The organism is Actinomadura rudentiformis, assembly GCF_008923185.1.
GTDB classification, from domain to species: Bacteria; Actinomycetota; Actinomycetes; order Streptosporangiales; family Streptosporangiaceae; genus Spirillospora; species Spirillospora rudentiformis.
On sequence record NZ_WBMT01000002.1, the window covers coordinates 307,683 to 332,072 of the forward strand.

A 24,390-nucleotide genomic window follows, 5' to 3' on the forward strand; every position below is an offset into this window, starting at 1 on the left:
ATTTAGTCAGTGCTCTCGGGCACCCCGATTGGTCCTCTTAATCGTCCTACAAGTGTGGCACCTGGCACCCATTCGATGAGGACCTGCGCCGTCCCGGCCTTCGCGGCGGCCATGACGCTGGTCATCGCCCTGCTGGGCATCAGCGGACCGTCCTTCTGGCTGGACGAGGCGGCGACGATCAGCATGACCGGGCGCTCGCTGCCCGATCTCGAACGCGCCGTCCACCGGCTCGATCTCGTGCATCTCGCCTACTACCTGATCATGAAGCCGTGGGTCGCGGTGTTCGGTGAGAGCGAGCTGGCCGTGCGCGTTCCCTCCGCCGTGGCCATGGCGGCCGGCGCCGCCGGAGTGGTGGCGCTCGGCCGCCGGTGCGGCTCGGACGCGACGGCCCTGGTGGCCGGCATCTGCTACGCGACGAGCGTGACCGTCACCCGGTACGCGCAGGAGGCCCGGCCGTTCGCGATGGTCACGGCCGCCGCCGTGCTGGCGACCTATCTGCTCGTACGCGCCGTCCAGGCCACGGAGAAGACCGGGACGAGGGACCGGCGGCGGATCTGGCTCACCGGCTACGCCGTCGCCCTGGTGCTCGTCGGGCTCTTCAACATCTTCGGCCTGCTGCTGGTCGCCGCCCACGCGATCACTCTTCTGTGGACGCGCGTGGAGCCGTGTCTCCTGCGCCGCTGGCTCGCCGCGACAGCGGCGGCGCTCGTCGTGCTCGCCCCGTTCGTCATCGCCTCGCAGACCCAGAAGGCACAGGTCGCCTCCCTACAGAAGCCGACGGCCGTCATGACCTGGAGCCTGGTGCGCTTCATGGCGGGGGGAGAACGGCTCATCCTGGTCCTCACCGCACTCATGGTCATCGGCGTGATCGCCGGCAGGCTGCAACGGCCGCGAACGCCGGGACTGGCCGCGCTGGCGCTGCCTTGGCTCTTCTTCCCGCCGGTCTTCCTCCTGTCGGCCTCGTTCGTCCAGCCGATGTTCCGCACGCGGTACGTGCTGTTGTGCGTGCCTGCGCTCGTGCTCCTGGTCGCGGCGGGATTGGTGGCACTTGGACAGCTGTGGCGACCTCTCACCGCGGTCGCGCTCGTGGCGGTGCTGGCGCTCACCGTCCCCGGCCAACTGGAGATCCGCAAGCAGGACGAGCGGATCGACGACCTGCGTGCCGCCGCCGACATCGTGCGGGAACGGGCCATGCCCGGCGACGGAGTCCTCTTCCTCGCACGGCACCAGCGCTGGCGTACGGCGGCCTATGCGGACGCCTACAAAGGGCTCACCGATCTCATGGTCCGGAAGACCCCGGCCAAAGCCGCCAACCTCGACGGCGAGGACGTGAACCCTGCGGTGCTGGCAACTCGGCTGTGCAATGTCGGCCGCGTCTGGCTGATGGACGGCGGCGGTGCCCGCCAGCCGCCATGGGTCCGCAACCGCGAGAACCTCGTGCAGAGGATGGGCCTCGACGTGACGCTCGGCGTCTGGCGTTACAAGGGCGGAAGCATCAAGCTCGTCACGCGCTCTCGTCCCGCCGACGCCGGTGTGTGCGGAGGCAGTCCCCCCATCTGACCTCAGCCTCCGGCTGCGCGCTGGCGGGCTTGGCGCACAGCGGAGATGACCTCCATGGCGGCCGGGGCCTCCAGGCGCATGCGGGCCCGGCGGCGGGCGCGGGCGCCACCGGGGTACGGGAGGCGGGTCGGCGCGGGCAGACCGCCCGTCCGGGCCTGCGCGACCAGGCCGGACAAGTGGGTGGTCCAGTCGTCGTCCACCGGGTCGTGGAAGTAGTTGGCCGCACACCAGCCCCGGTCGGGAGTACGGAAGGCCCCCACCTCAAGGTCGGCCAGGGTCCCGAGACAGTCACTGCCCTCGAAGACCACGTTGATCATCTCGGCGTTCACCCCGAAGTCGGACAGGACGAGAAGGGGCACCCGCGCGGCGATGGCCTCCAGGGCCGCGGTGGAGCTGACCGTGACGAAGCCCGCGGCATGCGCGAGATGCTCGCGCATGGGACCGGCGTCGAACGTCAGAGCACCGGCGCGCACCTTGCCCTCGGCCACCAGGTCGCGCCAGAGAAGCTCGTAGTGGTGCAGCTCCCGGTGGGTCTGCTGTTCGTCGGCGCGGCCGCGCAGCTTCACCACAGGCCGCAGATCCGGGCGCTTGCCGGCCAGCGTCGCCAGCGAGAGGAGGATGCGACGCCGTTCGTCCAGGGCGACGGGCACCTTGGCCTGCGTGGCGAAGACGACGCGGTCGCGTAGCGGCCTGGGCGGCGCCGGATCGAGGAACGGGAGCCGGGCGCGGCCCACCGTGCCGCGGATGCCGAGGGCGCGGGCGATCCCGGTGAACTCGTCGACCTCGCGGTGGCTGTGCACGATGAACAGGTCGGCGGCCGAGCGGAAGACCCAGGCGCGTTCGCTGGCGGGCACCGAGATCCCCGGCAGCCCGGAGACCAGGACGGGCCGGGGACCGGCGCGGTCGAGGATGATGCCGCTCAGCACCTCGACCACCGGACCGGTGCAGGCGAGCAGCACGACGTCGGGTTCGTACGAGGCGAGCAGGCGGCGCAACCGGCGGGCGGGGAGCACCTCGGCCTCGATGGTCATGGTCCCGTTCAGCGCGGCCCGGATCTGGTCCGCGGACGGCGTGATCGGGGACCGCACGACCGCGGTGCGCGCCGTCCAGCCGGGCGGCAGCGCGTCGAGCAGGCCGGCCGCCCACTTGAGATAGGAATCGGAGTCGGCGACGGCGAGGACCCTGGCGGTCAACGGGCGGGCTCCAGCCCGTCCAGGAACAGGCTCAGATGCTCGCGCAGTCCGGCGTCGGCCTGGTCGGTCCACCACTCGGCAGGAACGGTCACGCCCTGGATCGTAGTGCCGTTGCCCCGCAGGACGAGCCGCAACGAGGTGAGCGCGGTCGACGGGAGGCTGATCACCCGGTGCTCGCGGGTGAGCCCGCGCAGGCAGACCTCGACAGGGGGTCCCGGCTCGGCCACCGAGATCCGCGGGTTGCGCCGGAGCTCGGCGAGGTCGGCCGGAAGTTCGCGCCGGTGCGGGCGGTAGGCGATCGGCTCCGCGGCGGCCAGATCGGCGACCCACTCGAGGTAGCGCTCGCGGTGCACAAGGCCGTTCGCCACCAGGGAGCTGCCCAGGACGACCTGCCGTTCCGGCGGAGGAGGGCCGGACGGCCGGCTCCGCAACCACGGGAAGTCGTGCCCGACGATCGTGACGCCGTGCTTCGTCACCGCCTCGCGCAGTTCCCCCGGGACCGGGAGCGCGGTGAAGACGATCAGGCGGCCCGCGCGGCCGAGGGCTCGCATGCGGGTGGCGGCCGCCAGGCCCAGCGCCTGCCGGGCCATCGTGGGCTGGGCGCGCGCCCGGATCAGCGGCCGCGGATCCGGCGCGGCGAGCAGTTCGAGCAGGTGGATGGTGGCCAGGCCGTCATCGGCGATGATCAGCCGCTGCGCCCGGAACGTCAGGAGCCGCCGCTGCACGGTGCCCGAGAAGGCGTCGCCGATCACCAACGTGCCGGTGCCGCTCGGCAGCGGGACCCGGGAGCCCACGTGCAGCCCCGCCAGCCCCAGGTGCGGCCCGAGCCGCTCTACCTCGGACGCGGTCGCCACCAGCGGCTCCACGCCCGACCGCAGCACGACCTCGGTCCCGTGGCCGAGCAGGCCGGCGTGATGGGCCTCGACCGCCGACAGGAGCTGCAGCGGCGACTCCACCCAGACCTTGGTGGCGGGTGGTCGCCTGAGCGCGGGCGGTGACGGTGCGGATAGGGACACCTTGCGCATTGTGGCCCGGCTTCGCGACGGGAAGGTGAACCTCTGGACAACTACATGGGGACATTCTTCCGCCCACCGACCGCGCCGGGGTCCGCCCACCGACCGGCCGACGTTCACCCGCGGTCACCCTGCCGTACGGCGGGAATTCTCCCAGCGCGCTCACAATCGCCCAGAAGGACAGTGTCTTCCCCCAGGAGTGAGCCAATGCGGGTCTGCGTGTGCACCATCGCACGTCATCCCGAGGACGCCCGGGTCCTGCACCGCCAGATCCGTGCCCTCCTCGACGCGGGCCACGAGGTCACGTACATCGCGCCGTTCCGCGCCTGCAACGTGACGCCCTGGCGCGAGATCACCCCGGTCGACGTGCCTCAGGCGACGGGCCGGCGGCGCCTGCACGCGGTCCGCACCGCGCACCGCGCCCTGGCCGAGCACGCCGCGTACGCCGACGTGGTGCTGCTGCACGACCCGGAGCTGCTGATCTCGCTCCCCCGGTCGGTCCGGCGGCGGACAGTCGTCTGGGACGTGCACGAGGACACCACGGTGGCCCTGACCGAACGCGGGCGCCTGCTCCGCCCCGTGCGCCCGCTGCTGCGCCCGTTCGTGCGGCGGCTGGAGGCGCGAACCGAGCGCCGGCATCGGCTGCTCCTCGCCGAGGACGCCCACCGCACCCGGTTCGCCAGGGCGCACCCGGTGGTGCCGAACACCGCGTACGTCGCCGCGGAGCCGCCCGCTCCGCCGGGCCCCGGCCGCGCCGTCTACGTCGGGCGGCTGTCGCCCGGGCGGGGCGCCCACGACATGATCGAGCTGGCCCGGTTGCTGGCCGCCGCGGGCGTGATGGTCGAGCTGATCGGCCCGGCCGACCCGCAGGTCCGGCCCGCGCTGCGGGATGCACAGCGGGAGGGGATCCTGCGCTGGTACGGATTCGTCCCGAACGACCGGGCACTCCGTATCGCGGAAGGCGCGACGGCCGGGCTCGCGCTCCTGCACGACGAACCGGCGGAGGACCGCCCAGTGCCTGCCAAGGTCATGGAGTACATGGCCCATGGAGTGCCTGTGGTCACCACGCCGCATCCCGCGACGGTGGCCGTGGTGAAGCCCGCCGGCAGCGGGATCGTCGTCCCGTTCGGCGACCCGCGGGCGGCAGCGGACGCGGTCCTCGAACTCTCCAAGGACGCGAGCCTCCGCACCGAGATGGGCAAGCGGGCGTACGAGACGGCCCGCGCGCGCTTCCACTGGGCCGTTCACGCTGAGGAGTTCGTCTCCCAGCTGGAAGCCTGGGCCGGGCGCCCGAGCGCCGCTGGACTGCCCTGTGCCAGTCTGGAGTCCGGCTGAACGGGCAGAACGTGCTGAACGGAGCGCACGAGTGGAGATCTTCACCTCTTGGCGGACCTGGGACGAGGCCCGGGTGGACCTGGCGGAGCTGCCCGTGGACCTGGCCGCCGTCGAAAGGGCGGCAACGGCGGCGCAGCGCTGGCACGGTGACCAGTTGCGGCCCACGGGTGTGCCGTACGTCGAGCACCTCCTCGAAGCCCTCGAAGTGCTCGTCCGCGGGGCCGAGGTGACCTCCTCCGACCTGCTCACGGCGGTCCTGCTACACGACGTCGTCGAGGACACCGACGCCACCCTCAACGAGGTGGAGGCGGAGTTCGGGCCGGTCGTCACCGAGCTGGTCGACTGGGTGACCAAGCCCCCGGCCGCGGGCGCGGGACGGGAGGCCAAGCGCGCGGCCAAGGCGGCGTACCTGCGGCGGCTCGGCGAGGCACCGCGCGAAGCGGTGCTGGTCAAGCTGGCCGACCGCGTCAGCAACGTGCAGCGCCTCTACCAGATGCCACCCGACAAACAGCGCCGCTACTACGCCGAGACGGTGACGTACATCCTGCCGCTCGCCGCGCAGCATCCCTGGTTCGCAAGGTGGTACGGCGAATGGCGCGAAAAGTTCGCCCATTTGCGCTGACGCCCCTGATCGCCCCTGGCCGCACCCTGAGATGATCGGGACATGGACAGGGAATGGGTGGTCGAGGAGAGCGTGGCCATCAAGGCGGAGCCCACGGCGGTGTACGCGGCGATCGCGGATCTGCGGCGGATGCGCGAGTGGAGCGAGGAGACGTTCGCCGTGTGGGTGCGCGGGCGATCCGTCGAGACGGGCACCAGATTCGTGGGCTTCAACCGGATCAGCTGGCGGGTCTGGTTCACCAACTGCCAGGTCAACGCCGCCGTGCCCGGGGAGGTCTTCGCGTTCCGGGTGTCGAGCTTCGGCATTCCCGTGGCGCTGTGGGGGTACCGGATCGAGGGCATCGGCGACGGCTCGACCCGGCTGACCGAATACTGGGAGGACCTGCGGCGCGACACCCGCGGCGCGGGGTTCGTCTCGCTGCTCGGCAAGGTCTTCACGGGTGTTCCGGCCGAACGGCGTGCCGAGATCAACCGGGCGGGCATGCGCGCCACCCTGGACCGGCTCAGGGCGGCCCTCGAATCACGGTGATCCCGTAGTGACAGGAAAATAAGAACCTGTTCTACTTGGCGGTGTGAGCCATGTGATTCAGGGTGAGCGGGTCACCATGCCCGTCCGGATCCGGGACGCCGCGGTGGCATCGGCGATGTTCGCCGTGCCCGCGGCCCCGGCGCAGACCCTCATCGACTACTCCGGCCTGCGGGTGGCCACGCCCATCCCGGGCCCTGCTCGTCCAACCCGGCGACGCGCCATCTGCTCGCTGGCCTTCATCCGCTACGCGGACGGTGATCTGGGCCCGTACCACGAGTTCGCGGTGGCGTTCCTCGTACGCCCGCCGGACGGCGGGCCCATCGGGGCGTTCATCCACTGGTTGCCGGTCAACCAGGCGTTCACGCTGGACGCGGGCCGGACGATCTGGGGATTCCCCAAGGAGATCGCCGACATCCCCATCGACCTCGCCAGCCGGATCAAACGCTGCGCCGTGCGCTTCGGCGGCCGCACCGCCCTCGAACTGGCCGTGAAGCCCGGCCTGCCGATGCCGGGCGGCGCGGCGGCGCCGAAGGTCGACGCGTACTCCTGCCTGGACGGGATCACCCGCCGGACACCGTGGACGATGTCGCCGTCCGGGGTGCGGCTCCGGCCGGGCGGCGCGCGCCTCACGCTGGGCGACCACCCCGTGGCCGACGAGCTCCGCGGGCTCGGTCTCCACGGCGCCCGCGCGCTGAGCAGCAGCACGGTCGCGCACCTGGCGATGGAGTTCGCGGATGCCACGGAGGTCCGGCGATGAACCGGACCGGCGAGACCGCCCCAGGGTCGTGGGAGGTCGTTCCTCCTCGGGGGACACGGACGGCGCTGGTCACGGGCGCGGGCAGCGGGCTGGGAGCGCTCGCGGCGCAGCGGCTGGCCGCCGCGGGCTGGGACGTCGTCGGCGTGGACGTGGACGAGGCGGGCCTCGGACGCACGGCGGCACGATCCCCCAACATGCACACGCGAGTGTGCGACGTCGCGGACCCGAAGGCCGTCGAGGCCCTCGTGGCCGAGATCGGCACGCCGCACCGGGTCCTGCACGCCGCGGGCATCGGCCCGCTCTCACCGGCCCTGGAGCAGCCCCTGGACGAGGTCGAACGGGTGGTCCGGGTCAACTACCTGGGCACCGTCCACGTCGTACGGGCGGTCCTGCCGGGCATGCTGGCCCGCGGCCAGGGCGAGCTGATCCTGTTCTCCTCGCTCGCGGCTTGGCTGACCGCCCCGCTGACTTCGGCGTACGCGGCGGCCAAGTCGGCGGTGAACGCCTACGCCGAGGCCCTCGTCCGCGAGCACGGCGACAGCGGCGTGAAGATCCGCTGTGTGTGCCCACCACAGGTCGACACCCCGATGCTCCGCCGGATCGTGGAGCGGTACCCGGCGGTCGGCCGGACGCGCATCATGCCGCCCCGGCTGGTCCTGGACGAGATCGACCGTTCGCTGGCCCGTCCCGCCCGTGATCTCTACGTCCTGCCCGGCGGCCGGGCCAGGGCCGCGGTGTTCCTCCAGCGGCACGCCCCCAGGATCGTCGATCTTGTACTGCGGCAGGCCATCCGGCCCGGCCGGGGGCTTTCAGAGGAGACCCGAACCGGCTAGCGGGCCGCCCGAACCGCATAAGCTGGCTCTTTCGCCCCTCCGTGGGGTACGGGGAGGAAACCCCCGAGGAGCACAGTCGCGAGGAGCCTGCATGTCGTCCCTGAGCAGGCCGGGAGCCGTCACGGGCCGGCCGGCCTCAGCCAAGACCACGGTCAAGGACCAGGAGATCGCCGCCGAGCAGCGGTACGTCGACATGGCGTACGAGCGGCTCGACGAGATGCGCGCGGACGCCCAGGCCATGATCCGCGAGGGCTACCGGCAGTCCCTCGCCGGGACCAAGGGCTCGCTGGTCGACCGGGACGCCATGGTGCACCAGGCCGCGCTGCGCGCCCAGGCGCTGGACATCGCCGATGACGGCCTGGTGTTCGGCCGGCTCGACCTGACCGGCCGGGAGATCCGCTACATCGGGCGCATCGGCGTCCGCACGTCCGAGCACGACTCGCTCGTGATCGACTGGCGTGCGCCCGCCGCCGAGGACTTCTACCGCGCCACCCCCGAGGACCCGCGCGGCGTGGTCCGCCGGCGGGTGCTGCACTCGCGCGGCCACGCGGTCGTCGACCTCGAGGACGACCTGCTCGATCCCGAGGCCGCCGACGGGCTCACGATCGTCGGCGACGGCGCCTTCCTCGCCTCCCTCGCCCGGACGCGCGAGGGCGCGATGCGCGACATCGTGGCCACCATCCAGCGGGAGCAGGACGAGGTGATCCGCGCGCCGGCCGACGGCACGGTGCTCGTCCGCGGCGCACCCGGCACCGGCAAGACGGCGGTGGCGCTGCACCGCGTCGCCTACCTGCTCTTCCGGCACCGCCGCCGGTTCGGCTCCCGCGGCGTGCTGATCGTCGGGCCCAACCGCCGCTTCACCGCGTACATCGAGCGTGTCCTGCCCTCGCTCGGCGAGGGCTCGGCGAGCCTGCGCTCGCTCGGCGACCTGGTGGAGGGCGTGACCGCCACCGGCCACGACTCCCCCGCGCTGGCCCGGCTCAAGGGCGCGGAGACCATGGTGCGGGTGCTGCGCCGCGCCGTCGCCGACCAGGCGCCCGGCGCGCCCGACGAGCTGCGCGTCGTCCACCGGGGCGTGGTCGTACGGCTGGACCGGCAGCGCCTCGACAAGCTGCGCAACGAGGTGCACCGGCGCAGCAGGGGCAGCGTCAACGCCGCCAGGGGCCGGGCCGCCGAATTGCTGCTGGAGGCCCTGTGGCAGCAATACACCGACATCGGCGGGCACGAGGAGCCCGCGCCCCCCGGCCAGGAGAACCTCGCGCTCTGGAACGACCTGCTCGCCGCAGACGGCCTCGGCGAGCTGGAGGACGCGGCGGGCGACGGGGCGGCCTCGAACGGGAACGGGAACGGCTCCGGTGCGGCCAAGAAGCCGGAGGGCAAGCAGGGCGAGTTCACCGCCCGGGTCCGTGAGCAGCGGGCGTTCACCGACTTCCTGATGGCCTGGTGGCCGATCCGCCGCCCGCTCGACGTGCTGGCCGCCCTCGGCGACGAGGACCGGCTGCGCCGGGCGGCCGCGCGCGATCTCGACCGCGACGCCGTGGCCCTGCTGGCGGCCTCATGGGCGGACCCCGCGACCCTCAGCTACCAGGACGTCGCGCTCCTCGACGAGATCGACGCGCTGCTCGGCTCGCCGCCCCGGCCCGCCCGCCGCAAGCCCAAGGCGGCCGACGACGATCCGTACGTCGTGGACGGCGTCAACATCCTCACCGGCGAGGAGGTCGCGGACGACGACTGGGAGCCGGAGATGCGCGAGCTCACCACCTCGATCGAGCGCCTCGAACGGTCCCGTCGCGTCGATGACGGCGTCGTCGAGGAGCGCCCGGAGTACGCGCACATCGTGGTCGACGAGGCGCAGGACCTGTCGCCGATGCAGTGGCGCATGCTGGGCCGCCGCGGCCGCCAGGCCAGCTGGACGATCGTCGAGGACCCCGCGCAGAGCGCCTGGGAGGACCTCGACGCCGCCCGCGCCGCGATGGAGACCGCCCTCGGCGGCGACAAGCCCGAGAGCCGCTCGTCCCGGTCGCGCCGGGGCAAGGGGCGTACCCGCAAGCCGTCCACCGTCCAGCGGGCGCGCTACGAGTACGAGCTGACGACCAACTACCGCAACTCGACCGAGATCGCGGCGGTGGCCACCCGGGTGCTCGCGCTGGCCCTGCCCGAGGCCCGCCCGGCCCGCGCGGTGCGCACCTCCGGCATCGAGCCGGTCATCCGCGCCGTACCGGGGCCGGAGCTCGCCTCGGCGGCCCGCGCCGCGGTCCAGGAGCTCCTCGACCAGGTCGAGGGGACGATCGGACTGATCGTGCCGCTGCCCACAGGCCCGTCCCGCACGGGGAACCCGCAGCCCGATCTCTTCTCCGTGGACGGTGAGACAGGCACGGGCGGGGCCTGGAGCGCGGCCGATCGTGATCGGCTCGCCGCCGGCCTGCCGGAGCGGGTCCAGGTGCTGGACGTCCTGGAGGCCAAGGGGCTGGAGTTCGACGCGGCGGTGATCGTCGCGCCTGAGACCGTGGCCGCCCAGTCGCCGCGGGGCCTGCGCGTGCTGTACGTCGCGGTCTCCCGCGCGACCCAGCGGCTGACCGTGCTCACCGGCGACCCCCAGTGGACCGCGATCCTCACCACGGGCTAGTGGTACTGCCCACCCCGGCGACCGGCGGTTAGGCTGCCAAGAGACCTGACCGCTTTGTGTCCTGACGACCGGAGTTGTATGAGCGGCCGCAATCCCGCCCCGCGGCGCAGTTATGGAGGCCGCACGGCTGAAGAACGCCGTGCCGAGCGGCGGGAACGGCTGCTGTCCGCGGGTTTGGAGCTCTTCGGCACCCAGGGCTACGCCGCGACGTCCATCGAACGGCTGTGCTCGGCCGCGAGCGTGTCCACGCGCAACTTCTACGAGGAGTTCAGCAGCCGCGAGGAGTTGCTGGCGGCGCTCCACCTGCGGCTGAACGAACGATCCCACGCCGCGGTGAGCGAGGCGTCCGCCGCGGTCACGGCGGAGGACCTGCCCACCAGGATCGAACGCGCGGTGAGCGCGTACGTCGCGGTCACGGCCAGCGACCCCCGCTGGGCCCGGATCAGCTTCGTCGAGATCATCGGAGTCAGCCCCGACCTGGAGGCGCTGCGGCTCGAATGGCGGGAACGCTGGGCCGACATGATCGTCGCCCTGGCCGACGACGCGGTCGCGCGCGGCGAGGCCGTCGACCGCGACTACCGGCTGACCGCGACGGCCATCATCGGCGCGGTCAACAACCTGGTCCACCACTGGTCCGCGCGCGGCCAGGACGTCCCGCTGGACGCCATCACCGCCGAGCTCACCCACCTGATCCTCGCGGTGGCCACCTATTCAAGGCCCTCTTATTCAAGGCCCTCGCAGCCTTGACCCCCTCGCCTGGCGGCTCGGGGGTCACACCGAACGTGCTATCCGCCGACGGCGCCGAGGGCGGTCATCATGCCCATCGCGTCGGAGATGACCCAGTACTCGGCGAGCAGGCCGTTCTCGACGCGGAAGATGTCCTGGCCCTTGAGGGCGATGCGGGTGCCGGGCGGCGCGGTGGCGCCGGGGATGCCACCCCGGTACGAGCCGTGCAGGGTCCACTGGGCGGCGATCATGTCACCGCCGAGGATCGGGCCCACGTCCACCGAGGTGCTGATGTCGTCGAACATCTCATGGGACTGGCGTACCTGAGCGACGAACTCCTGCGGGCCGCGCACGTCGAGGCTCGGCCAGTGTCCGACGGCGTCCGGAGCGATGATCTCCTCCGCGACGTCGAAGTCCCCCTCCCACAGATCGAACAACCACCGCCGGTAGAGCTTCTCGTTAGCGTCCATGACGCCAGCGTGCCCCCCAGGGCCCAGGCGACACCTTCTGCTCACCGCCCTGCCGCCGCACGCCAGGGGCACTGACCAAGCGCTTGCTAACCTGATGGCATGCCCATGTCGCCCGCGGAGCTCTCCGACCGTTTCGAAATCGGCGAGGTCCTCGCCCGCTACGCGCTGGCGGTGGACTCCGGCCGCTGGGACCTCCTGGACACCGTCTTCACCGCGGACGCCACGCTGGACTACAGCTCGTCCGGCGGCGTGGCGGGCTCACTGGACGAGGCCAAGGCCTGGCTGGCGAAGGTGTTGCCGGCCTGGCCCGGCCGCCAGCACCTCATCGGGGCGACGCTGATCGCCTTCGACGGGGACCGCGCCGAGGTCACCGCCTCGTTCACCGACACGCTCGCGCCGAGCCGCGACGCCGTCAACGCGGACACCCCCGGCCTCATCCGCGGCGGCGGCTGGTACCACCACCGGATGGTCCGCACGGCGGGCGGCTGGCGCAGCCGCGAGGTCGTCATGGAGCAACTCTGGCGCACGATGCAGTGAGCGAGCGGCGATACGGGGGCGGACACGTGGGCACAATGGCCTGGTGAGAGTCGTCGCGATCTCGGATACGCACGCGCCGCGCCGCTGGAAGTCCTGCCCGCCCGCGGTTGCCGAGCATCTGCGTGACGCCGATCTGATCCTGCACGCGGGGGACGTCTGCACGGCGGACGTCCTCGACGAACTCTCCGCCTATGCGCCCGTCCACGCGGTGCTGGGCAACAATGACGGCCCGGACGTGGCGGCCTGGGGCGCCCCGGAGACGCTCCAGCTGGACCTGGACGGCCTCACGGTCGCGATGATCCACGACAGCGGTCAGGCCAAGGGCCGCACGGCCCGGATGCGGCGCACCTTCCCGGACGCCGATCTGGTGGTCTTCGGCCACTCCCACATCCCGCTGGACGAGAGCGGCGACGGGATCCGCATCGTCAACCCCGGCTCGCCGACCGATCGCCGCCGCCAACCGCACGGCACCATCGGCCTCCTCACGATCGAGAAGGGGCGCCTGCGGAAAGCCGAGATCGTCCCCGTGACCTGACGATCAGATGATCGGTGGGCGGCCGGTGCGGGTCATGCGCCAGGCGGTGCGCCAGGAGATCGGGCGGCGCGGACCGGCCGGCTTGCGCCAGCCCTCGACGAAGCCCTTGAACCAGGGCTTGAGGGCGCTCGGCTTGCGCTCGCGCAGGACGGTCATGCCGACCCACACCGCGAGGTAGGTGAACGCCAGGAGCCACGGCAGGTTACGGCGGGCCAGCCAGACACGGTTGCGGGCGTTGTAACGGTAGAACATGTCGTGCCGGGTGGGCAGCACGGCGGGGTGGAACATCACCGCGGACGCGTCGTACACGATCCGGTAGCCGGCGTTGAGCGCCTGCCAGGCCAGATCCGTCTCCTCGTGCGCGTAGAAGAAGTCCTCCGGGAGTCCGCCCGCGGCGTCCCAGGCGGCGCGGCGGACCGCGCAGGCGCCGCCGAGGAAGGTGGTGACCTCGGAGGAGCGCTCCGGGTCGCCCGCGCGCAGCCGCGGCACGTGGCGGCGCTCGCCGCGGCCGCCCTCGGGGTCGCGCACCCGGAACGAGATGATCCCCAGGCCCGGGTCGGCGGCGAAGCGGTCGCGCAGGTAGACGCCCAGCCGCTGCGACCGGTACCAGCCGTCGTCGTCCAGGAAGAGGATCACGTCACCGCAGGACGCCTCGACGCCACGGTTGCGGCCGGCGGGGATGCCGACGTTCTTGGGCAGGTGGACGGTGGTGACGCGCTCGTCGTCGAAGGGAGCGACACCGGCGCGGTCCCCGATGGGATCGACGCCGTTGCCTACCAGCACGACCTCGACGTCGACGTGCTCCTGTTCGAGCGCGCTGCGCACGGCCCTGGCCAGTTCCTCAGGACGGTTACCCATCGTCAGCACGACGACCGACAGCTTCAACGAGACACTCCCTGCCACTCCACGATCATGCACAAGTCTGTCACTCGGATGACACCTTTGTGCAAGATCGCGTTTCTCGTGCGGTGATCTCCCGTTCATTGACGAGTGATCTCACTTGAGTCTCCGCGACGCCAGGATGCTGACCAGGTGCAGCAGGGTCTGCAGGACGGCGACGAAGGCGACCGCGACCGTCAGCACCCGCATCGCGGCAGGTGTGTCGTTGCCCATCACCACGTCGAGCGCGGCCGCGGCGACGATCAGCAGGGACAGCTCGACCGCGCCGATGATGCGGTGGAAGCGCAGCATGGACGCGGCCTGGCGGGCGAGCGCGATGCCGGTGGACCGGGGACGCAGCGCACGGTCACCGCCGACGGGATCGGCGGGCAGGCCCGACTTGGCCCGGGCCACCACGACGTTGTCGGTCTCGGCCTTGATCAGTGCGGCGCCGAGGGCGGCGAGCAGCCCGAGCTCGACCCAGCCGCCGTTCTCCCAGCCGCCCTGGGCGGCGAAGCCGAGGCCGATGAGCAGCGACACCTCGGACAGGTAGTGGCCGATGCGGTCGAGATAGACCCCGGCGACCGAGGTCTGCCGCAGGTAACGGGCGACCTCGCCGTCGACGCAGTCGAGCAGCAGGTAGATCTGGATCAGCAGGGCCCCGCCGAGCGCGGTCCAGAGCGCGGCGGTGCCGGTGGCCGGCAGCGACACCACGAAACCCGCCACGATGCCGCTCAGCATCATCAGGTAGGTGAGCTGGTTGGGGCTCAGGCCGAGGCGGAGGAAGATCCAGGCGAAGTACGGGGAGAGGGTCCGCATGTAGAGGCGGCCCGCCCAGTGCTCCTCGTTCCGGCGATCCTTGAGCCCGGGCGGCTGCCCGTACCGGCGGATGTCGGCGACCTTGGCTGTCCGGCGCGACGGCCGGTGGTCCTGGCCGCCGGGCGGATCCTGGTCGGACGGTCCCTGTCCGGACGGTCCCTGGTCGGGTGGACCCTGGTCGCCGGGCGCACGCGTGTCGGCCATGGGCCGCTCAGCCTCCGTGGACTTGGACAAACTCTTCCACCGCCTTGCGGATCTCCCCCTGGTCCAAGGCGAGATGCTCCAGGATCGTATAGCGGCCCGGCCTGGTCTGCGGGGCGTAGTGCACGGCCTCGGTGAACTGCTCGACGGTCAGCCCCACGTCCCCTGGGCCCTTGGGCAGGCCGTGCCGGTCGAGGCAGGCGACGATCTCGGCCAGCCGCTCCGCGCCGACACCGAGGCGGGTGGCGCGCAGGTGGTAGCAGAACGCGGCGCCGATGCCGGCGAGCTCACCGTGGTTGGCCGTGCCCGGGTAGAGCTGGTCGATGGCGTGCAGGATCTCGTGGTCGCCGCCGCTCGCGGGCCGGGAGTCGCCGGCGAACGACATCGCCATGCCCGACAACACCAGGCTCTCGGCCAGCACGGTCAGGAACCGGTCGGACTCGACCGACTCGGGCTGGTGGAGCAGCGCCTCGCCCGCGGTCCGCGCGACCGTGAGCGCCATGCGGTCCACCGTCTCGCCGACCTCCTCGGCGGCCAGCAGCCAGTCGTCGACCGCGGAGAAGTTGCTCACCACGTCGCCGATGCCCGCGCGCACGAGCCGTTCGGGCGCCGCCCGCACGTAGTCCAGATCGACGATCATGGCGAGGGGCATGACCACGCCGAACGAGCCCTTGCCCTTGTCATGCGTGAGCGAGGCGACCGGGGAGCAGATGCCGTCGTGCGACAGGTTGGTGGCCACCGAGACCATCGGGATGCCGGACAACGTCGCCGCGTACTTGGTCGCGTCGATCGTCCGCCCGCCGCCGATGCCCACGACCGCCTCGTACGACCCCGCTCGCAGCTTGGACCCGAGGCTGACCGCCGCGTCGACGGTGCCGCCGTCCACGTGGAACACCTCGCAGGCCGACAGCGACGGCCTCACATGCTCGGTGATCTGGTCGCCCTGCCCCGGGCCGACCGCGATCGCCACCCGCCCCTCGGTGGCTATCCGCCTGTCGGCCAGCAGCTCGCCGAGGGCCGCGATGGCACCGCGGCGGACGTCGATGGACAGCGGCGCGTTGAGCATCCGCGTCAGCAGGGGCATGTGCCTTCCTTTTCCGGCGATCGCGGCGGTCGCGCGGGGGCGGCACCGCCGCGTCCGGCGCGGGCGCCGGGCGGCCGGAGGTCGGTGTGCGGTTCTGGGCGGTGAACGGATCAGGTGAACGGATCCGTGCGGGTGGATCAGTGTGGGTGGATCAGTGCTGGTGGATCAGTACGTCTTGGCGATCCGCCGGGCCTTCTCCAGGTCGTCGTGGTTGTCGACCTCGACCCAGTCGACGGCGCCGATCGGGGCCACGGAGATCGTGCCGCCGCGGTTGACCAGCTCCTGGTAGCCGTCCTCGTAGTAGAGGTCGGGGTTGCGCTCCCACGTCGCCTTGAGCGCGTCGGCCAGGGGCTCGGCGGCGGCGGGCTCGATGAGCGTGGCGCCGATGTACTCGCCGGCCGCGCTGGCCGGGTCCATCAGCTTGGTGATGGTCTTGAGGTTGCCGGCGTCGTCGAGGATGACCTTCATCTCCTCGTCGGCCAGAGTTTTCACGTTGTCCACGGCCAGGAGGATGTCCGGGCCGCGGTGGGAAAGTAGCGTCTTCTCCACGCTCACCGGATGAACGGTGTCACCGTTGACCATCAGGACGCCCTTGGAGAAATGCTCGCGCGCCAGCCACATGGAGTAGGCGTTGTTCCACTCCTCGGCCTTGTCGTTGTGGACGAGGGTGAGGGAGACGCCGTAACGCTCCTCCAGGGCGGCCTTGCGCTCCTCGACAGCCCCCGCGCGGTAGCCGACCACGATCACGACGTCGGTCAGCCCGACCTCGGCCAGGTTGCCCAGCGCGATGTCGAGAATGGTCGTCTCGCCGTCGACCGGCACCAACGCCTTGGGCAGCGTGTCGGTGTACGGTCGCAGCCTCCTGCCCGCGCCCGCCGCCAGCACCATCCCGATCATGCTTAATCTTCCTCCAGGTCGACGATCTCGCCAGTACCGCGTCCGGTCCGCGTCCACGTCGTGACGCTCTCACTGACGAACAACACGCCAAGGTAGGCGGCCAACGCAGCGTACGCGAACGGGAGAAACCCCGAGAGGCCCGCAAAAGCCACAATGAGCATGCGGCCCTCCCAGCCGAGGCCGGCCCGGAAGACCCAGTCATGTGGCCAGAGCCGCTGACGGGTGCGGTACACGGTGTCGTAGTGGTGGTACGCGAGCACGGCGATCAGCGCATAGATCAGCGGTGCCGACACGCCCTGTGCGAACCCCAGTACGGCCAGGTAACCATACTCGATCGCGCGGATGATGGGCGGGACAAGCCAGTCAAGACGCCCGGTCTGCAGGTGCCTGCCGACCGGTCCGGACGGCAGGCGGCCGCGTGCCAGCCGGCCCAGCGTCATGCAGATCGGCCCGTCGTCGCGGTAGGCCCGCAGCTGACGGGCGGCGAGCGCGGCGGCGGCCTGCGCGGCGGCGTCCGGCGCGCCCGGCTCCTGGATCGCTCCGTCCTCGGCCATGGCGGTCATCGCGCGATCGACCTCATTACTCGTCCGGTCAGCGTGTACATGGCGGCGACGCAGCCCCACACGAGGAGCGCGACGAAGGTCACCCGGGCGTTGAACAGCGCGGCGGTGATCGCGATGAGCGCGAACCGCTCGCCGATGGGCAGGACGATGATCTTCTTGGCCCAGTGCAGCACCCGCACCTGCGACGTACTGCGGGACAGCCGTACGGCCAGGCCCCCGCTCGGCTGCGCGCCCTGGGCCGCCGCAGGACGTTCGATGGGAGCGGCGCCGGATGCGCTCGAACCGTCGTCCGGGGACGTCAGCGGCAACACTGGCAGGGGCCGCGACACATGTTGGCGGCGGCTCGCGCCGTACGAGAAGTCGATCATGTGCCGCACGGTCTGGAGGGCCAGGGCGGCCACGGCGAGACCCCAGACGTCGCCGCCGTGCACACCGCTGCCGGCCGCGGCGGCGGTGGACCCGGCCGCCAGCCCGACGAAGACGACGTACTCCTTGGCCCGGTCGAAGACGGCGTCGAGCCATGCCCCGAGCGTGCTGAACTGCCGGGAGTAGCGCGCCAGCTGCCCGTCCACGCAGTCGAAGACGAAGGAGAAGTAGAAGAGCACGCCGCCGACGATCATGCCGGTGCGGGTGCCCGCCGCGAACCACACGGCCGCCACCACGGCGATGCCCATGGAGATCGACGTCACCATGTTGGGCGTGAGCCCGCGCAGGGCCGCCCAGCGGGCGATGTAGCGCGAGTAGGTGCTGACCGCGAACGTGGTGAAGAAGCCGTCGTTGCTCTTGACCGCCGCGGCCAGCCGCACCTTGTCCTCGTCCACGGCGTCGATCGCCGCCCGCGCGGCGTCCACGGCCTCCGCGCTGTCGGCGCGCAGGCAGACCAGCTGCGGGTCGCCGCACTGGGCCACCGGGATCCCGGCACGGACGAGCCCGACCAGGAGCAGCTCGATCGTCTCCGGCGCCCGTCCCGGCGCGGCGGCGCCCGGCTCCGGCTCGGGGCTCAGCCGTTCGAGCGCGTCGGGGTCTTCCAGGAGCGATGCCAGGTTCCCGGCGATCTCCGCGAGGGCGCCGGCGCGGGAGTGGGCGACCCGCAGCGCACCCGGGAACCCGGCGTTCGGCTCGGTCACCCGGTGGTAGGGGGAGCCCGCAGAGGCGATCCGGCGGCGCTCGGCGCGGACCGGGGTGGCGGCGTCCGGCGGCGGGCCGGTCAGCGCGGTGGCGGGCCCCTTGGCGTCGAGCAGCAGCCGCGCCAGCGGCTCCTCACCGGTGACGAGGTCGCCGGTCAGGACCACGATCGGTGCCTCGGTCCGGGCCGCCAGCTCGGCGATCTCGCGCAGGTCGCTGACCGTGCCCTTGGACTCGATGACGTCGTGGCCGTCCTCGCGCAGCGCTGGTGCCAGCTCCGGCCGGGTGATGATGTGCTGGTCCGGTACGTTGAGCGTGGCCAGCTGGGCGCGCAGCCGTGCCAGGAGCGTCAGCCGCTCCGCGTCACCGGACCCGCCCGCGTAGGGCAGGGCGGCCGCGGGGCACGGATCGTGACTCCCGGCGATCCGTCCGGTCGCGAGGATTACCGCTACGGTCATCGGCGCCTCCGGCGGCATGGTACTCGGGGTCTGCGGGTGGAAGGGCGTCCCGGAGCCGTCGGGACGGCACCGGGAGGAGTTGCTCAGCGTAGCGGTTTGACGACTACCTCAAGAGGAAAGGGGACGGCGATGCGGACGGTCGCGGTGATCCTCGCCGGCGGCACGGGGCAGCGAATGGGCGCCTCGCGACCCAAGCAGCTCATCGAGGTCGGCGGTCGGCCGATCTTGGCATACGCGATCGAGGCGTTCAACGGCCACCTCGGCGTGGACGAGGTTCTGATCGTCATGGCCGCCGGCCATGTGCGCACGGCCGCCGAGATCGCCGCTCCGTTCCACAAGGTGACGGGCCTGATGGAGGGCGGTGACACGCGTACCGCCTCGACGGTCGCGGCGCTGACCGCGCTGGCCGGCCGGCCCGACGACACCCGGGTGCTCTTCCATGACGCCGCCCGTCCGTTCGTGGACCACGGCGTGATCGACCGCGTGCTGGCGGCGCTGGCGACGTACGAGGCCGTCGCGGTGGGCCTGCCCTCCGCCGACACGATCGTCGCGGTCGAGGACGGCCTGGTGCTGTCCATGCCGCCTCGCGAGTCGCTGGCGCGTTTCCAGACCCCGCAGGGCTTCCGCCTCGGTACGATCCGCAAGGCCTACGAGCTCGCCCTGGCCGACCCGCTGCTCGCCGCGACCGACGACTGCGGGATCGTGCACCGTTACCTGCCGGACGTACCCATCCGGGTGGTGACGGGCAGTGAGCGCAACCTCAAGGTGACCCACCCGCTCGACGTCGTCATCGCCGAACAGCTGGCCGCCGAACCCGACGGCACCACCGACTCTCCGGAGAGCAGATGATCTTCGAGAACGCGCCCGCCGTCATCGGCCATCGCGGTTCCGGCTCGGGCGACGTGCCGCTGCCCGGCCCCGAGCCGATCCCCGACCCGGACGGGAACTCCGGCCCCGAGACCGTCGCCGAGAACACGATCCCCTCGATGCTGGCCGCGCTCGACGCGGGTGCCTCGTGGATCGAGATCGACGTGACCCGCACGGCCGACGACGATCTCGTCCTGCGCCACGACCCCACCCTTCCCGGCGGCGCCTTCCTGATCGACACCGCGGCGGCGGACAGCGGCCTGCCGCGCCTGGTGGAGGTGTTCGACGCGCTGCCGGCCGGGGTGCCGGTCGATGTGGACGTGAAGACGATCCTCGAAGACGCCGTGGACGCACCGTCCAGGCGTACCGGCGCGCTGCTGGCGCCCGTCCTGCGCCGTGAGGCGGGGAGGCGCCCCCTGCTGGTGACGTCGTTCGACCCGTCGTTGCTGCTCTATCTGCAGGAGGAACTGCCGGGCGTACCGCTGGGCCTGCTCACGTGGCTTCGGTTCCCGTTGTGGCACGGCGTCTCCGCTGCGGCCGGCCTCGGCCTGCAGGCGATCGGCGTGCACACGGAGTCGTGCGGATTCGGCCACCCCGACACGCGTCTGCGCCCGCTGGAGCACATCGTGGACGTGGCGCACAAGGCGGCTCTGGAATTCATCGCCTGGTGCCCGGCGCCGCAGGACGTCCACGCGTATGTGGCGGCGGGTGTGGACGCGCTGGTCGTCAACGACGTGCCGGGGGTCGTCGGCGCCCTCGATGCCGTCAGCCGGTGAAGGGCCGGCCAGTGAAGGGCTAGCGGGAGCCGCCGCCGTCCTTGAGGTCGTCTCCGCCGTACATCCGGGTCCACTCCCCCGGCTCGTCGTCCGAGGGCGGCTGGGAGCCCTGTGACGGCTTCGCCGGTGGCGGCGCCTGCGGCGGTGGCGGTGCCTGCGCCGGTCTCGGCGTCGGGATCCCACCCGGGCCGGGACTGGCGCCCGGGCTCTGGCTCGGGCCGGCGGCGGGGCCCGGGGGCTGCCCGTACGGCGGCGGAGGCGGGGACGGGCCACGGCCGTACGGCTGCTGCTGCTCCCGCCCGTACATCGGGCTGGGGGCCCCGGGCATGGCGGCGTGCGGCGGCGGCCCGCCGGGCGTCCCCGGTGGCGGTGGCCCGGCCGGCAGGCGGGTCCCCGCCGCGGCCGGCGTCCGCGACCGCCAGCGGGACGGCAGGAGCGAGCCGGCCAGCAACACCATGCCGACCAGGAACGGTATGCCGTAGACCGACATCGTCATGACCGAGAAGCGGTAACGGTCGGGCAGGTCGGGGACCTGGTCCGAGGCCCAGATCGGTTTCAGCAGCCAGACCAGCCCGTACGCGGTGAAGACCGCACCGGGGATGAGCGAGGCCAGCGGCGAGAGCCGCGACGCCACCAGCACCGCGATGACCGCGGCGGTCACGGCGAGGATGGCGCCCGCGACCAGGCCCGGAGACGTCGTCGAGGCGAACCGCACGAATTGGCGGCGGTACTCTTCGAGCCGTTCGAACCCGACCACGAGCCCCGCGCCGACCAGCGGCGTGGCGATCACCCCCGCCAGGACCCCCAGGCCGTGGCGGGCCCCGCTCGACGCACCACTCGACGCACCAGTCGACATGGCCACCTCCTCGTCCGGCCGGCGCCATGATCCGCCAACCTAACCCTGAGACGTGGCTTTATCCACCCAGGTTCACTCGTTCAGTCTGGTTCTTCCCATTTCCGGCATGTCGGTCAGGGCTTGGCCGGGGTGGGCTGGCCGAGCCCGGGAGGGCTGGTCAGGAAGCCGACGCCCCACGAGATGTGCATGGTGGCGAACACCAGGGGCAGCCGTACCCAGGCCGAAACCGGCAATCCGCGGCCCTCCACGGCGGCACCGGCGACCATGGCGACCGCGTAGCCGCCGGGCAGGAGCCAGCCCGGCCAGATGCCGAACGCACCCGCCACCGAGCCCGCGGCCATCGCCAGGACCGCCAGCGGCGGGGCCAGGTAGCGGAAGTTGAGGGTGCCCTGGTGCTCCCGGCCGACGACGCGGCGCCAGCGGCCGGTGTGGAAGTACTGCTTGGCCAGTGCCCGCAGGTTGGGCCGGGGACGGTAGGTGACACGCATCCGCGGGGTAAAGAAGATCTTTCCGCCGCTCTGGCGGATCCGGTGGTTCATCTCCCAGTCCTGGGCGCGCACGAACGTCTCGTCGTAACCGCCGACGCGCTCCAGGGCGCTGCGTTTGAACGTGCCGAGATACACCGTCTCGACCTCACCCGCCTCGCCGCCCGTATGGAAACGCGCGTTGCCCACGCCCAGCTTGGAGGTCATCGCGCGGGCCACGGCCTGCTCGAACGGCGTGACGCCCTCCGCCGCCATGATGCCGCCGACGTTGTCCGCGCCGGTCTCCTCCATCGTCTCGACCGCGGCCCGCACATAGTCGGCAGGCAGCAGCGAGTGGCCGTCCACCCGGACGATGATGGAGTACTGGGACGCCTTGATGGCGATGTTGAGGCCCTGGGGGGTGCGCCCGGTCGGATTGGCCACGACGACGATGCGTGGATCCTCGGTCGCCAGCTTGGCGGCGATCTCCTCCGTACGGTCCCGGGATGGTCCGATGGCGAGGACGAGTTCGAGCTCGCCGGGGTAGTCCTGGGTCACGATACGCCGGACGGCGTCGGTGAGATGCCGTTCTTCGTTGAGCACGGGCATCACGACCGACACCGCGGGCCAGGTGCGGTCTTGTGTCATCTGCTGGACGCCGTTCATTGGACTGTGCGCTTGGGGAGACGGATTCATACAGTGCTCTGGGCCGGTTCGGGTGGCCGGGGGCCCTTCCTCTCTCTTGCTGGCTCCGGTCTATGACGCAGCTCATGACACCCTGGCCGGGTGTGGCCGCCTGGGAGGGAGGTCAAGACGGCGCCACGTTACTCCAAGGACACGAGTCCGAGGTAGCGAACGGACGGGTGTTCCCCACTTTAAGGTGGTGACGACGCGCGTCAGAAGGCGCCGAATCGGTCTCGGGAGGGGGCGGCGGCCAGAATGGCTGACGGTCACGACGCCGGCAGGGGTGCCGGCAAGGACGCCGATCCGTTCGAGCGGTACTTCCGGCCCCGCCCGGGTGACGGCCCGGTGGGCGGTGACGACGGGGGCGACGACGACGGCGTCGACGGCGTCACCGTCGACGGCGCGCCCGCGCCCCGGGTCGCGGTCGAGACCCCGCGCGGCCCGCGCCGGCCGGGGCCGAGCCTGAGTCCCCGGGCGGCGATGAGCGCCCGGCGCCAGCGCCGCTTCCTCATGCTGACCGGCACCATGTCGGCGTTCGTGCTGCTGACGGCGGGCGGCGCCTGGGGCTTCCAGAACTACGTCACCGGCGCCCTCGACAAGGTCAAGGTCGGCGGGCTCGGCAAGGACAAGGACGCCCCCAAGGGCGCCATGAACATCCTGGTCGCCGGTGTCGACCGCCGCGAGGGGCTCACCCGGGCCCAGCAGAAGGCCGCGCGCCTCGGCCGCGAGCCGGGTGAACGCTCCGACACGATGATGCTGGTGCACATTTCACGCAACCACGACCGCGTCACCGTCATCAACCTGCCGCGCGACTCGTACGTGATGATCCCGGCGCACAAGTCGAACGGTTCCGAGGGGGCGAAGGGCAACCGGGTGCCGGCCCGCTACGGCAAGCTGACCTGGGCCTACCAGTTCGGCGGCCGCGACCTCATGGTGGACACGGTCAAGCAGGCCACCAACGTCTCGATCGACCACCTCATCGAGGTCAACTTCTACGGCTTCGTGAGCATGGTGGACGCGCTCGGCGGCGTCGACATCTGTACCGAGGAGCCCGTCGACGACCCGAAGAGCGGGCTCAAGCTGCCTGCGGGCAAGTCCCATCTGGACGGGCTCAAGGCCCTGAGCTTCGCCCGTGCCCGCTACTCGCTGACCGGTGGCAGCGACCTCGGCCGCATCGACCGGCAGCAGCAGTTCATGTCGGCGATGATGAAACAGGCGCTCAGCAGCAGGACGCTGAGCGACCCGGTGAAGTCCACCAAGTTCCTCAACGCGGCGCTCAAGTCGCTCACGGTCGACGAGAAGCTCGCCAAGAACCTGCCCAAGCTGGCCGACCAGATGAAGGGCCTGTCCACCGACAACCTCACGTTCGCCAAGATCCCGCTGTCCAACCCCGGCTACAACACGATGTTGTGGAACGCGACGACCCCGCAGTCGACCGTGCTGTGGGACCAGAACCGCGCCCGCGACCTCTTCGGCAAGATCAAGAAGGACCAGCCGCTCGTCGAGCCGCCCAAGCCCGCGCCCAGTGCCACCCCGAAGGACGGCGCCCCGAAGGACAAGAACGCGCCCACCGTGCCGCCCGGCGACATCCAGGTCCTGGTCCGCAACGCCGTCGGCACGCAGGGTCTGGCCCGCCGCGCCGGCGGTGATCTGTCAGACGCCGGATTCAAGGTCACCGTCGTCCAGGGCATCGCGCGCCGCGGCCTGGCGAGCACGGTGATCCAGTACGGGCCGGGACGCAAGGAGTCCGCGAAGACCCTGGCCGCCGCCATTCCCGGCGCCAAGATCAAGCAGCTCGACTCGCTCGGCTCCCGCGTGCAGGTCCTGGTCGGCGAGAACTGGAAGGGCGCCCAGAAGGTCAAGGTCAAGAAGCCCGCCTCGACCGGCGGCTCCTCCGGCCCGGCCCTGGAGACGGGCACGGCCACCTCCAAGCTCTGCAAGTAGTTCAAGCTCTACCGGCAGGCAGGCGGCGCGCCGTCCGG

24 protein-coding genes are annotated in these 24,390 nt (G+C 71.8%); 13 read left to right on the plus strand and 11 right to left on the minus strand.

Annotated elements, in window-relative coordinates; translation table 11 throughout:
• Positions 1–75 precede the first annotated feature (75 nt).
• Complete coding sequence (locus tag F8566_RS04880; RefSeq protein WP_151558435.1) at positions 76–1,560, plus strand: glycosyltransferase family 39 protein; 1,485 nt, start codon at positions 76–78, stop codon at positions 1,558–1,560.
• 2 nt (positions 1,561–1,562) lie between these two features.
• Here F8566_RS04880 and F8566_RS04885 read toward each other — a convergent pair whose 3' ends face one another.
• Both F8566_RS04885 and F8566_RS04890 read right to left on the minus strand, forming a co-directional pair.
• Complete coding sequence (locus F8566_RS04885) at positions 1,563–2,753, minus strand: DUF6716 putative glycosyltransferase (protein WP_151558437.1); 1,191 nt, start codon at positions 2,751–2,753, stop codon at positions 1,563–1,565.
• Positions 2,750–3,769: a hypothetical protein gene (locus F8566_RS04890; RefSeq protein ID WP_151558439.1), complete on the minus strand. Its 1,020-nt coding sequence runs from the start codon at positions 3,767–3,769 to the stop codon at positions 2,750–2,752. The genes F8566_RS04885 and F8566_RS04890 overlap by 4 nt, the downstream gene beginning before the upstream one ends.
• Before the next feature lie 204 nt (positions 3,770–3,973).
• On the opposite strand from F8566_RS04890, the gene F8566_RS04895 reads away from it, so the two are divergent.
• The 7 genes from F8566_RS04895 to F8566_RS04925 all read left to right on the plus strand — a co-directional run bounded on the left by F8566_RS04895 (position 3,974) and on the right by F8566_RS04925 (position 11,214).
• Positions 3,974–5,101, plus strand: a complete 1,128-nt coding sequence (locus F8566_RS04895) for a glycosyltransferase family 4 protein (RefSeq protein WP_151558441.1) — start codon at positions 3,974–3,976, stop codon at positions 5,099–5,101.
• Positions 5,102–5,132: 31 nt separating this feature from the next.
• Positions 5,133–5,723 (plus strand): HD domain-containing protein, encoded by a 591-nt coding sequence (locus tag F8566_RS04900; RefSeq protein ID WP_192809522.1) that lies wholly within the window; start codon positions 5,133–5,135, stop codon positions 5,721–5,723.
• A gap of 42 nt (positions 5,724–5,765) precedes the next feature.
• The gene (locus F8566_RS04905) at positions 5,766–6,251 is read left to right on the plus strand and encodes an SRPBCC family protein (protein ID WP_151558443.1); all 486 of its coding nucleotides are present in this window, start codon (positions 5,766–5,768) and stop codon (positions 6,249–6,251) included.
• 43 nt (positions 6,252–6,294) lie between these two features.
• Positions 6,295–7,008, plus strand: a complete 714-nt coding sequence (locus F8566_RS04910) for an acetoacetate decarboxylase family protein (protein ID WP_225992886.1) — start codon at positions 6,295–6,297, stop codon at positions 7,006–7,008.
• Positions 7,005–7,841, plus strand: a complete 837-nt coding sequence (locus tag F8566_RS04915) for an SDR family NAD(P)-dependent oxidoreductase (protein WP_151558445.1) — start codon at positions 7,005–7,007, stop codon at positions 7,839–7,841. Before F8566_RS04910 ends, F8566_RS04915 begins: the two co-directional genes overlap by 4 nt.
• Before the next feature lie 91 nt (positions 7,842–7,932).
• Positions 7,933–10,467, plus strand: a complete 2,535-nt coding sequence (locus tag F8566_RS04920; RefSeq protein ID WP_151558447.1) for a HelD family protein — start codon at positions 7,933–7,935, stop codon at positions 10,465–10,467.
• A 78-nt stretch (positions 10,468–10,545) separates the two neighbouring features.
• Positions 10,546–11,214, plus strand: a complete 669-nt coding sequence (locus tag F8566_RS04925; protein ID WP_151558449.1) for a TetR/AcrR family transcriptional regulator — start codon at positions 10,546–10,548, stop codon at positions 11,212–11,214.
• A 38-nt stretch (positions 11,215–11,252) separates the two neighbouring features.
• Here the strand turns inward: F8566_RS04925 and F8566_RS04930 are convergent, their stop codons facing one another.
• The gene (locus F8566_RS04930) at positions 11,253–11,663 is read right to left on the minus strand and encodes an ester cyclase (protein WP_151558451.1); all 411 of its coding nucleotides are present in this window, start codon (positions 11,661–11,663) and stop codon (positions 11,253–11,255) included.
• 99 nt (positions 11,664–11,762) lie between these two features.
• Between F8566_RS04930 and F8566_RS04935 the strand changes: the two genes are divergently transcribed.
• A complete protein-coding gene (locus F8566_RS04935; protein ID WP_225992887.1) occupies positions 11,763–12,200 on the plus strand; it encodes a nuclear transport factor 2 family protein in 438 nt (145 codons plus the stop codon).
• Between the two features lie 43 nt (positions 12,201–12,243).
• Entirely contained in the window at positions 12,244–12,735 is a 492-nt protein-coding gene (locus F8566_RS04940; RefSeq protein ID WP_151558452.1) for a metallophosphoesterase family protein, read from the plus strand.
• Positions 12,736–12,738: 3 nt separating this feature from the next.
• Here the strand turns inward: F8566_RS04940 and F8566_RS04945 are convergent, their stop codons facing one another.
• The 6 genes from F8566_RS04945 to F8566_RS04970 all read right to left on the minus strand — a co-directional run bounded on the left by F8566_RS04945 (position 12,739) and on the right by F8566_RS04970 (position 18,761).
• Positions 12,739–13,638, minus strand: coding sequence for a glycosyltransferase family 2 protein (locus F8566_RS04945; protein ID WP_264159287.1), 900 nt, complete (start codon positions 13,636–13,638; stop codon positions 12,739–12,741).
• 93 nt (positions 13,639–13,731) lie between these two features.
• Entirely contained in the window at positions 13,732–14,637 is a 906-nt protein-coding gene (locus F8566_RS04950; protein WP_151558456.1) for a CDP-alcohol phosphatidyltransferase family protein, read from the minus strand.
• Between the two features lie 7 nt (positions 14,638–14,644).
• Positions 14,645–15,718 (minus strand): iron-containing alcohol dehydrogenase family protein, encoded by a 1,074-nt coding sequence (locus F8566_RS04955; protein WP_151558458.1) that lies wholly within the window; start codon positions 15,716–15,718, stop codon positions 14,645–14,647.
• A gap of 165 nt (positions 15,719–15,883) precedes the next feature.
• Positions 15,884–16,615, minus strand: coding sequence for a phosphocholine cytidylyltransferase family protein (locus F8566_RS04960; protein ID WP_151558460.1), 732 nt, complete (start codon positions 16,613–16,615; stop codon positions 15,884–15,886).
• 2 nt (positions 16,616–16,617) lie between these two features.
• Positions 16,618–17,178 (minus strand): DUF5941 domain-containing protein, encoded by a 561-nt coding sequence (locus F8566_RS52185; RefSeq protein WP_264159288.1) that lies wholly within the window; start codon positions 17,176–17,178, stop codon positions 16,618–16,620.
• The gene (locus F8566_RS04970) at positions 17,175–18,761 is read right to left on the minus strand and encodes a CDP-alcohol phosphatidyltransferase family protein (protein ID WP_151558462.1); all 1,587 of its coding nucleotides are present in this window, start codon (positions 18,759–18,761) and stop codon (positions 17,175–17,177) included. The genes F8566_RS52185 and F8566_RS04970 overlap by 4 nt, the downstream gene beginning before the upstream one ends.
• A 129-nt stretch (positions 18,762–18,890) precedes the next feature.
• Here F8566_RS04970 and ispD point away from each other — a divergent pair, with 129 nt between their 5' ends.
• Both ispD and F8566_RS04980 read left to right on the plus strand, forming a co-directional pair.
• Positions 18,891–19,610, plus strand: coding sequence for a 2-C-methyl-D-erythritol 4-phosphate cytidylyltransferase (ispD, locus tag F8566_RS04975; protein ID WP_151558464.1), 720 nt, complete (start codon positions 18,891–18,893; stop codon positions 19,608–19,610).
• Positions 19,607–20,404 (plus strand): glycerophosphodiester phosphodiesterase, encoded by a 798-nt coding sequence (locus F8566_RS04980; protein ID WP_151558466.1) that lies wholly within the window; start codon positions 19,607–19,609, stop codon positions 20,402–20,404. Before ispD ends, F8566_RS04980 begins: the two co-directional genes overlap by 4 nt.
• Before the next feature lie 19 nt (positions 20,405–20,423).
• On the opposite strand, the gene F8566_RS04985 is transcribed toward F8566_RS04980, so the two are convergent.
• On the minus strand, positions 20,424–21,260 hold the full coding sequence (locus F8566_RS04985) for a hypothetical protein (RefSeq protein WP_151558468.1): 837 nt from the start codon (positions 21,258–21,260) through the stop codon (positions 20,424–20,426).
• A gap of 113 nt (positions 21,261–21,373) precedes the next feature.
• Positions 21,374–22,372: a glycosyltransferase family 2 protein gene (locus F8566_RS04990; protein WP_151558470.1), complete on the minus strand. Its 999-nt coding sequence runs from the start codon at positions 22,370–22,372 to the stop codon at positions 21,374–21,376.
• Between the two features lie 291 nt (positions 22,373–22,663).
• Between F8566_RS04990 and F8566_RS04995 the strand changes: the two genes are divergently transcribed.
• Positions 22,664–24,352: an LCP family protein gene (locus F8566_RS04995; protein ID WP_151558472.1), complete on the plus strand. Its 1,689-nt coding sequence runs from the start codon at positions 22,664–22,666 to the stop codon at positions 24,350–24,352.
• Positions 24,353–24,390: the final 38 nt, after the last annotated feature.

Coding starts and splice junctions, on each gene's coding strand:
- F8566_RS04880 (WP_151558435.1), top strand. CDS start 76: ATGAGGACCTGCGCCGTCCCGGCCTTCGCGGCGGCCATGACGCTGGTC.
- F8566_RS04895 (WP_151558441.1), top strand. CDS start 3,974: ATGCGGGTCTGCGTGTGCACCATCGCACGTCATCCCGAGGACGCCCGG.
- F8566_RS04905 (WP_151558443.1), top strand. CDS start 5,766: ATGGACAGGGAATGGGTGGTCGAGGAGAGCGTGGCCATCAAGGCGGAG.
- F8566_RS04915 (WP_151558445.1), top strand. CDS start 7,005: ATGAACCGGACCGGCGAGACCGCCCCAGGGTCGTGGGAGGTCGTTCCT.
- F8566_RS04920 (WP_151558447.1), top strand. CDS start 7,933: ATGTCGTCCCTGAGCAGGCCGGGAGCCGTCACGGGCCGGCCGGCCTCA.
- F8566_RS04925 (WP_151558449.1), top strand. CDS start 10,546: ATGAGCGGCCGCAATCCCGCCCCGCGGCGCAGTTATGGAGGCCGCACG.
- F8566_RS04930 (WP_151558451.1), bottom strand. CDS start 11,663: ATGGACGCTAACGAGAAGCTCTACCGGCGGTGGTTGTTCGATCTGTGG.
- F8566_RS04935 (WP_225992887.1), top strand. CDS start 11,763: ATGCCCATGTCGCCCGCGGAGCTCTCCGACCGTTTCGAAATCGGCGAG.
- F8566_RS04950 (WP_151558456.1), bottom strand. CDS start 14,637: ATGGCCGACACGCGTGCGCCCGGCGACCAGGGTCCACCCGACCAGGGA.
- F8566_RS04955 (WP_151558458.1), bottom strand. CDS start 15,718: ATGCCCCTGCTGACGCGGATGCTCAACGCGCCGCTGTCCATCGACGTC.
- F8566_RS04960 (WP_151558460.1), bottom strand. CDS start 16,615: ATGATCGGGATGGTGCTGGCGGCGGGCGCGGGCAGGAGGCTGCGACCG.
- F8566_RS52185 (WP_264159288.1), bottom strand. CDS start 17,178: ATGACCGCCATGGCCGAGGACGGAGCGATCCAGGAGCCGGGCGCGCCG.
- F8566_RS04970 (WP_151558462.1), bottom strand. CDS start 18,761: ATGACCGTAGCGGTAATCCTCGCGACCGGACGGATCGCCGGGAGTCAC.
- ispD (WP_151558464.1), top strand. CDS start 18,891: ATGCGGACGGTCGCGGTGATCCTCGCCGGCGGCACGGGGCAGCGAATG.
- F8566_RS04980 (WP_151558466.1), top strand. CDS start 19,607: ATGATCTTCGAGAACGCGCCCGCCGTCATCGGCCATCGCGGTTCCGGC.
- F8566_RS04985 (WP_151558468.1), bottom strand. CDS start 21,260: ATGTCGACTGGTGCGTCGAGTGGTGCGTCGAGCGGGGCCCGCCACGGC.
- F8566_RS04990 (WP_151558470.1), bottom strand. CDS start 22,372: ATGACACAAGACCGCACCTGGCCCGCGGTGTCGGTCGTGATGCCCGTG.
- F8566_RS04995 (WP_151558472.1), top strand. CDS start 22,664: ATGGCTGACGGTCACGACGCCGGCAGGGGTGCCGGCAAGGACGCCGAT.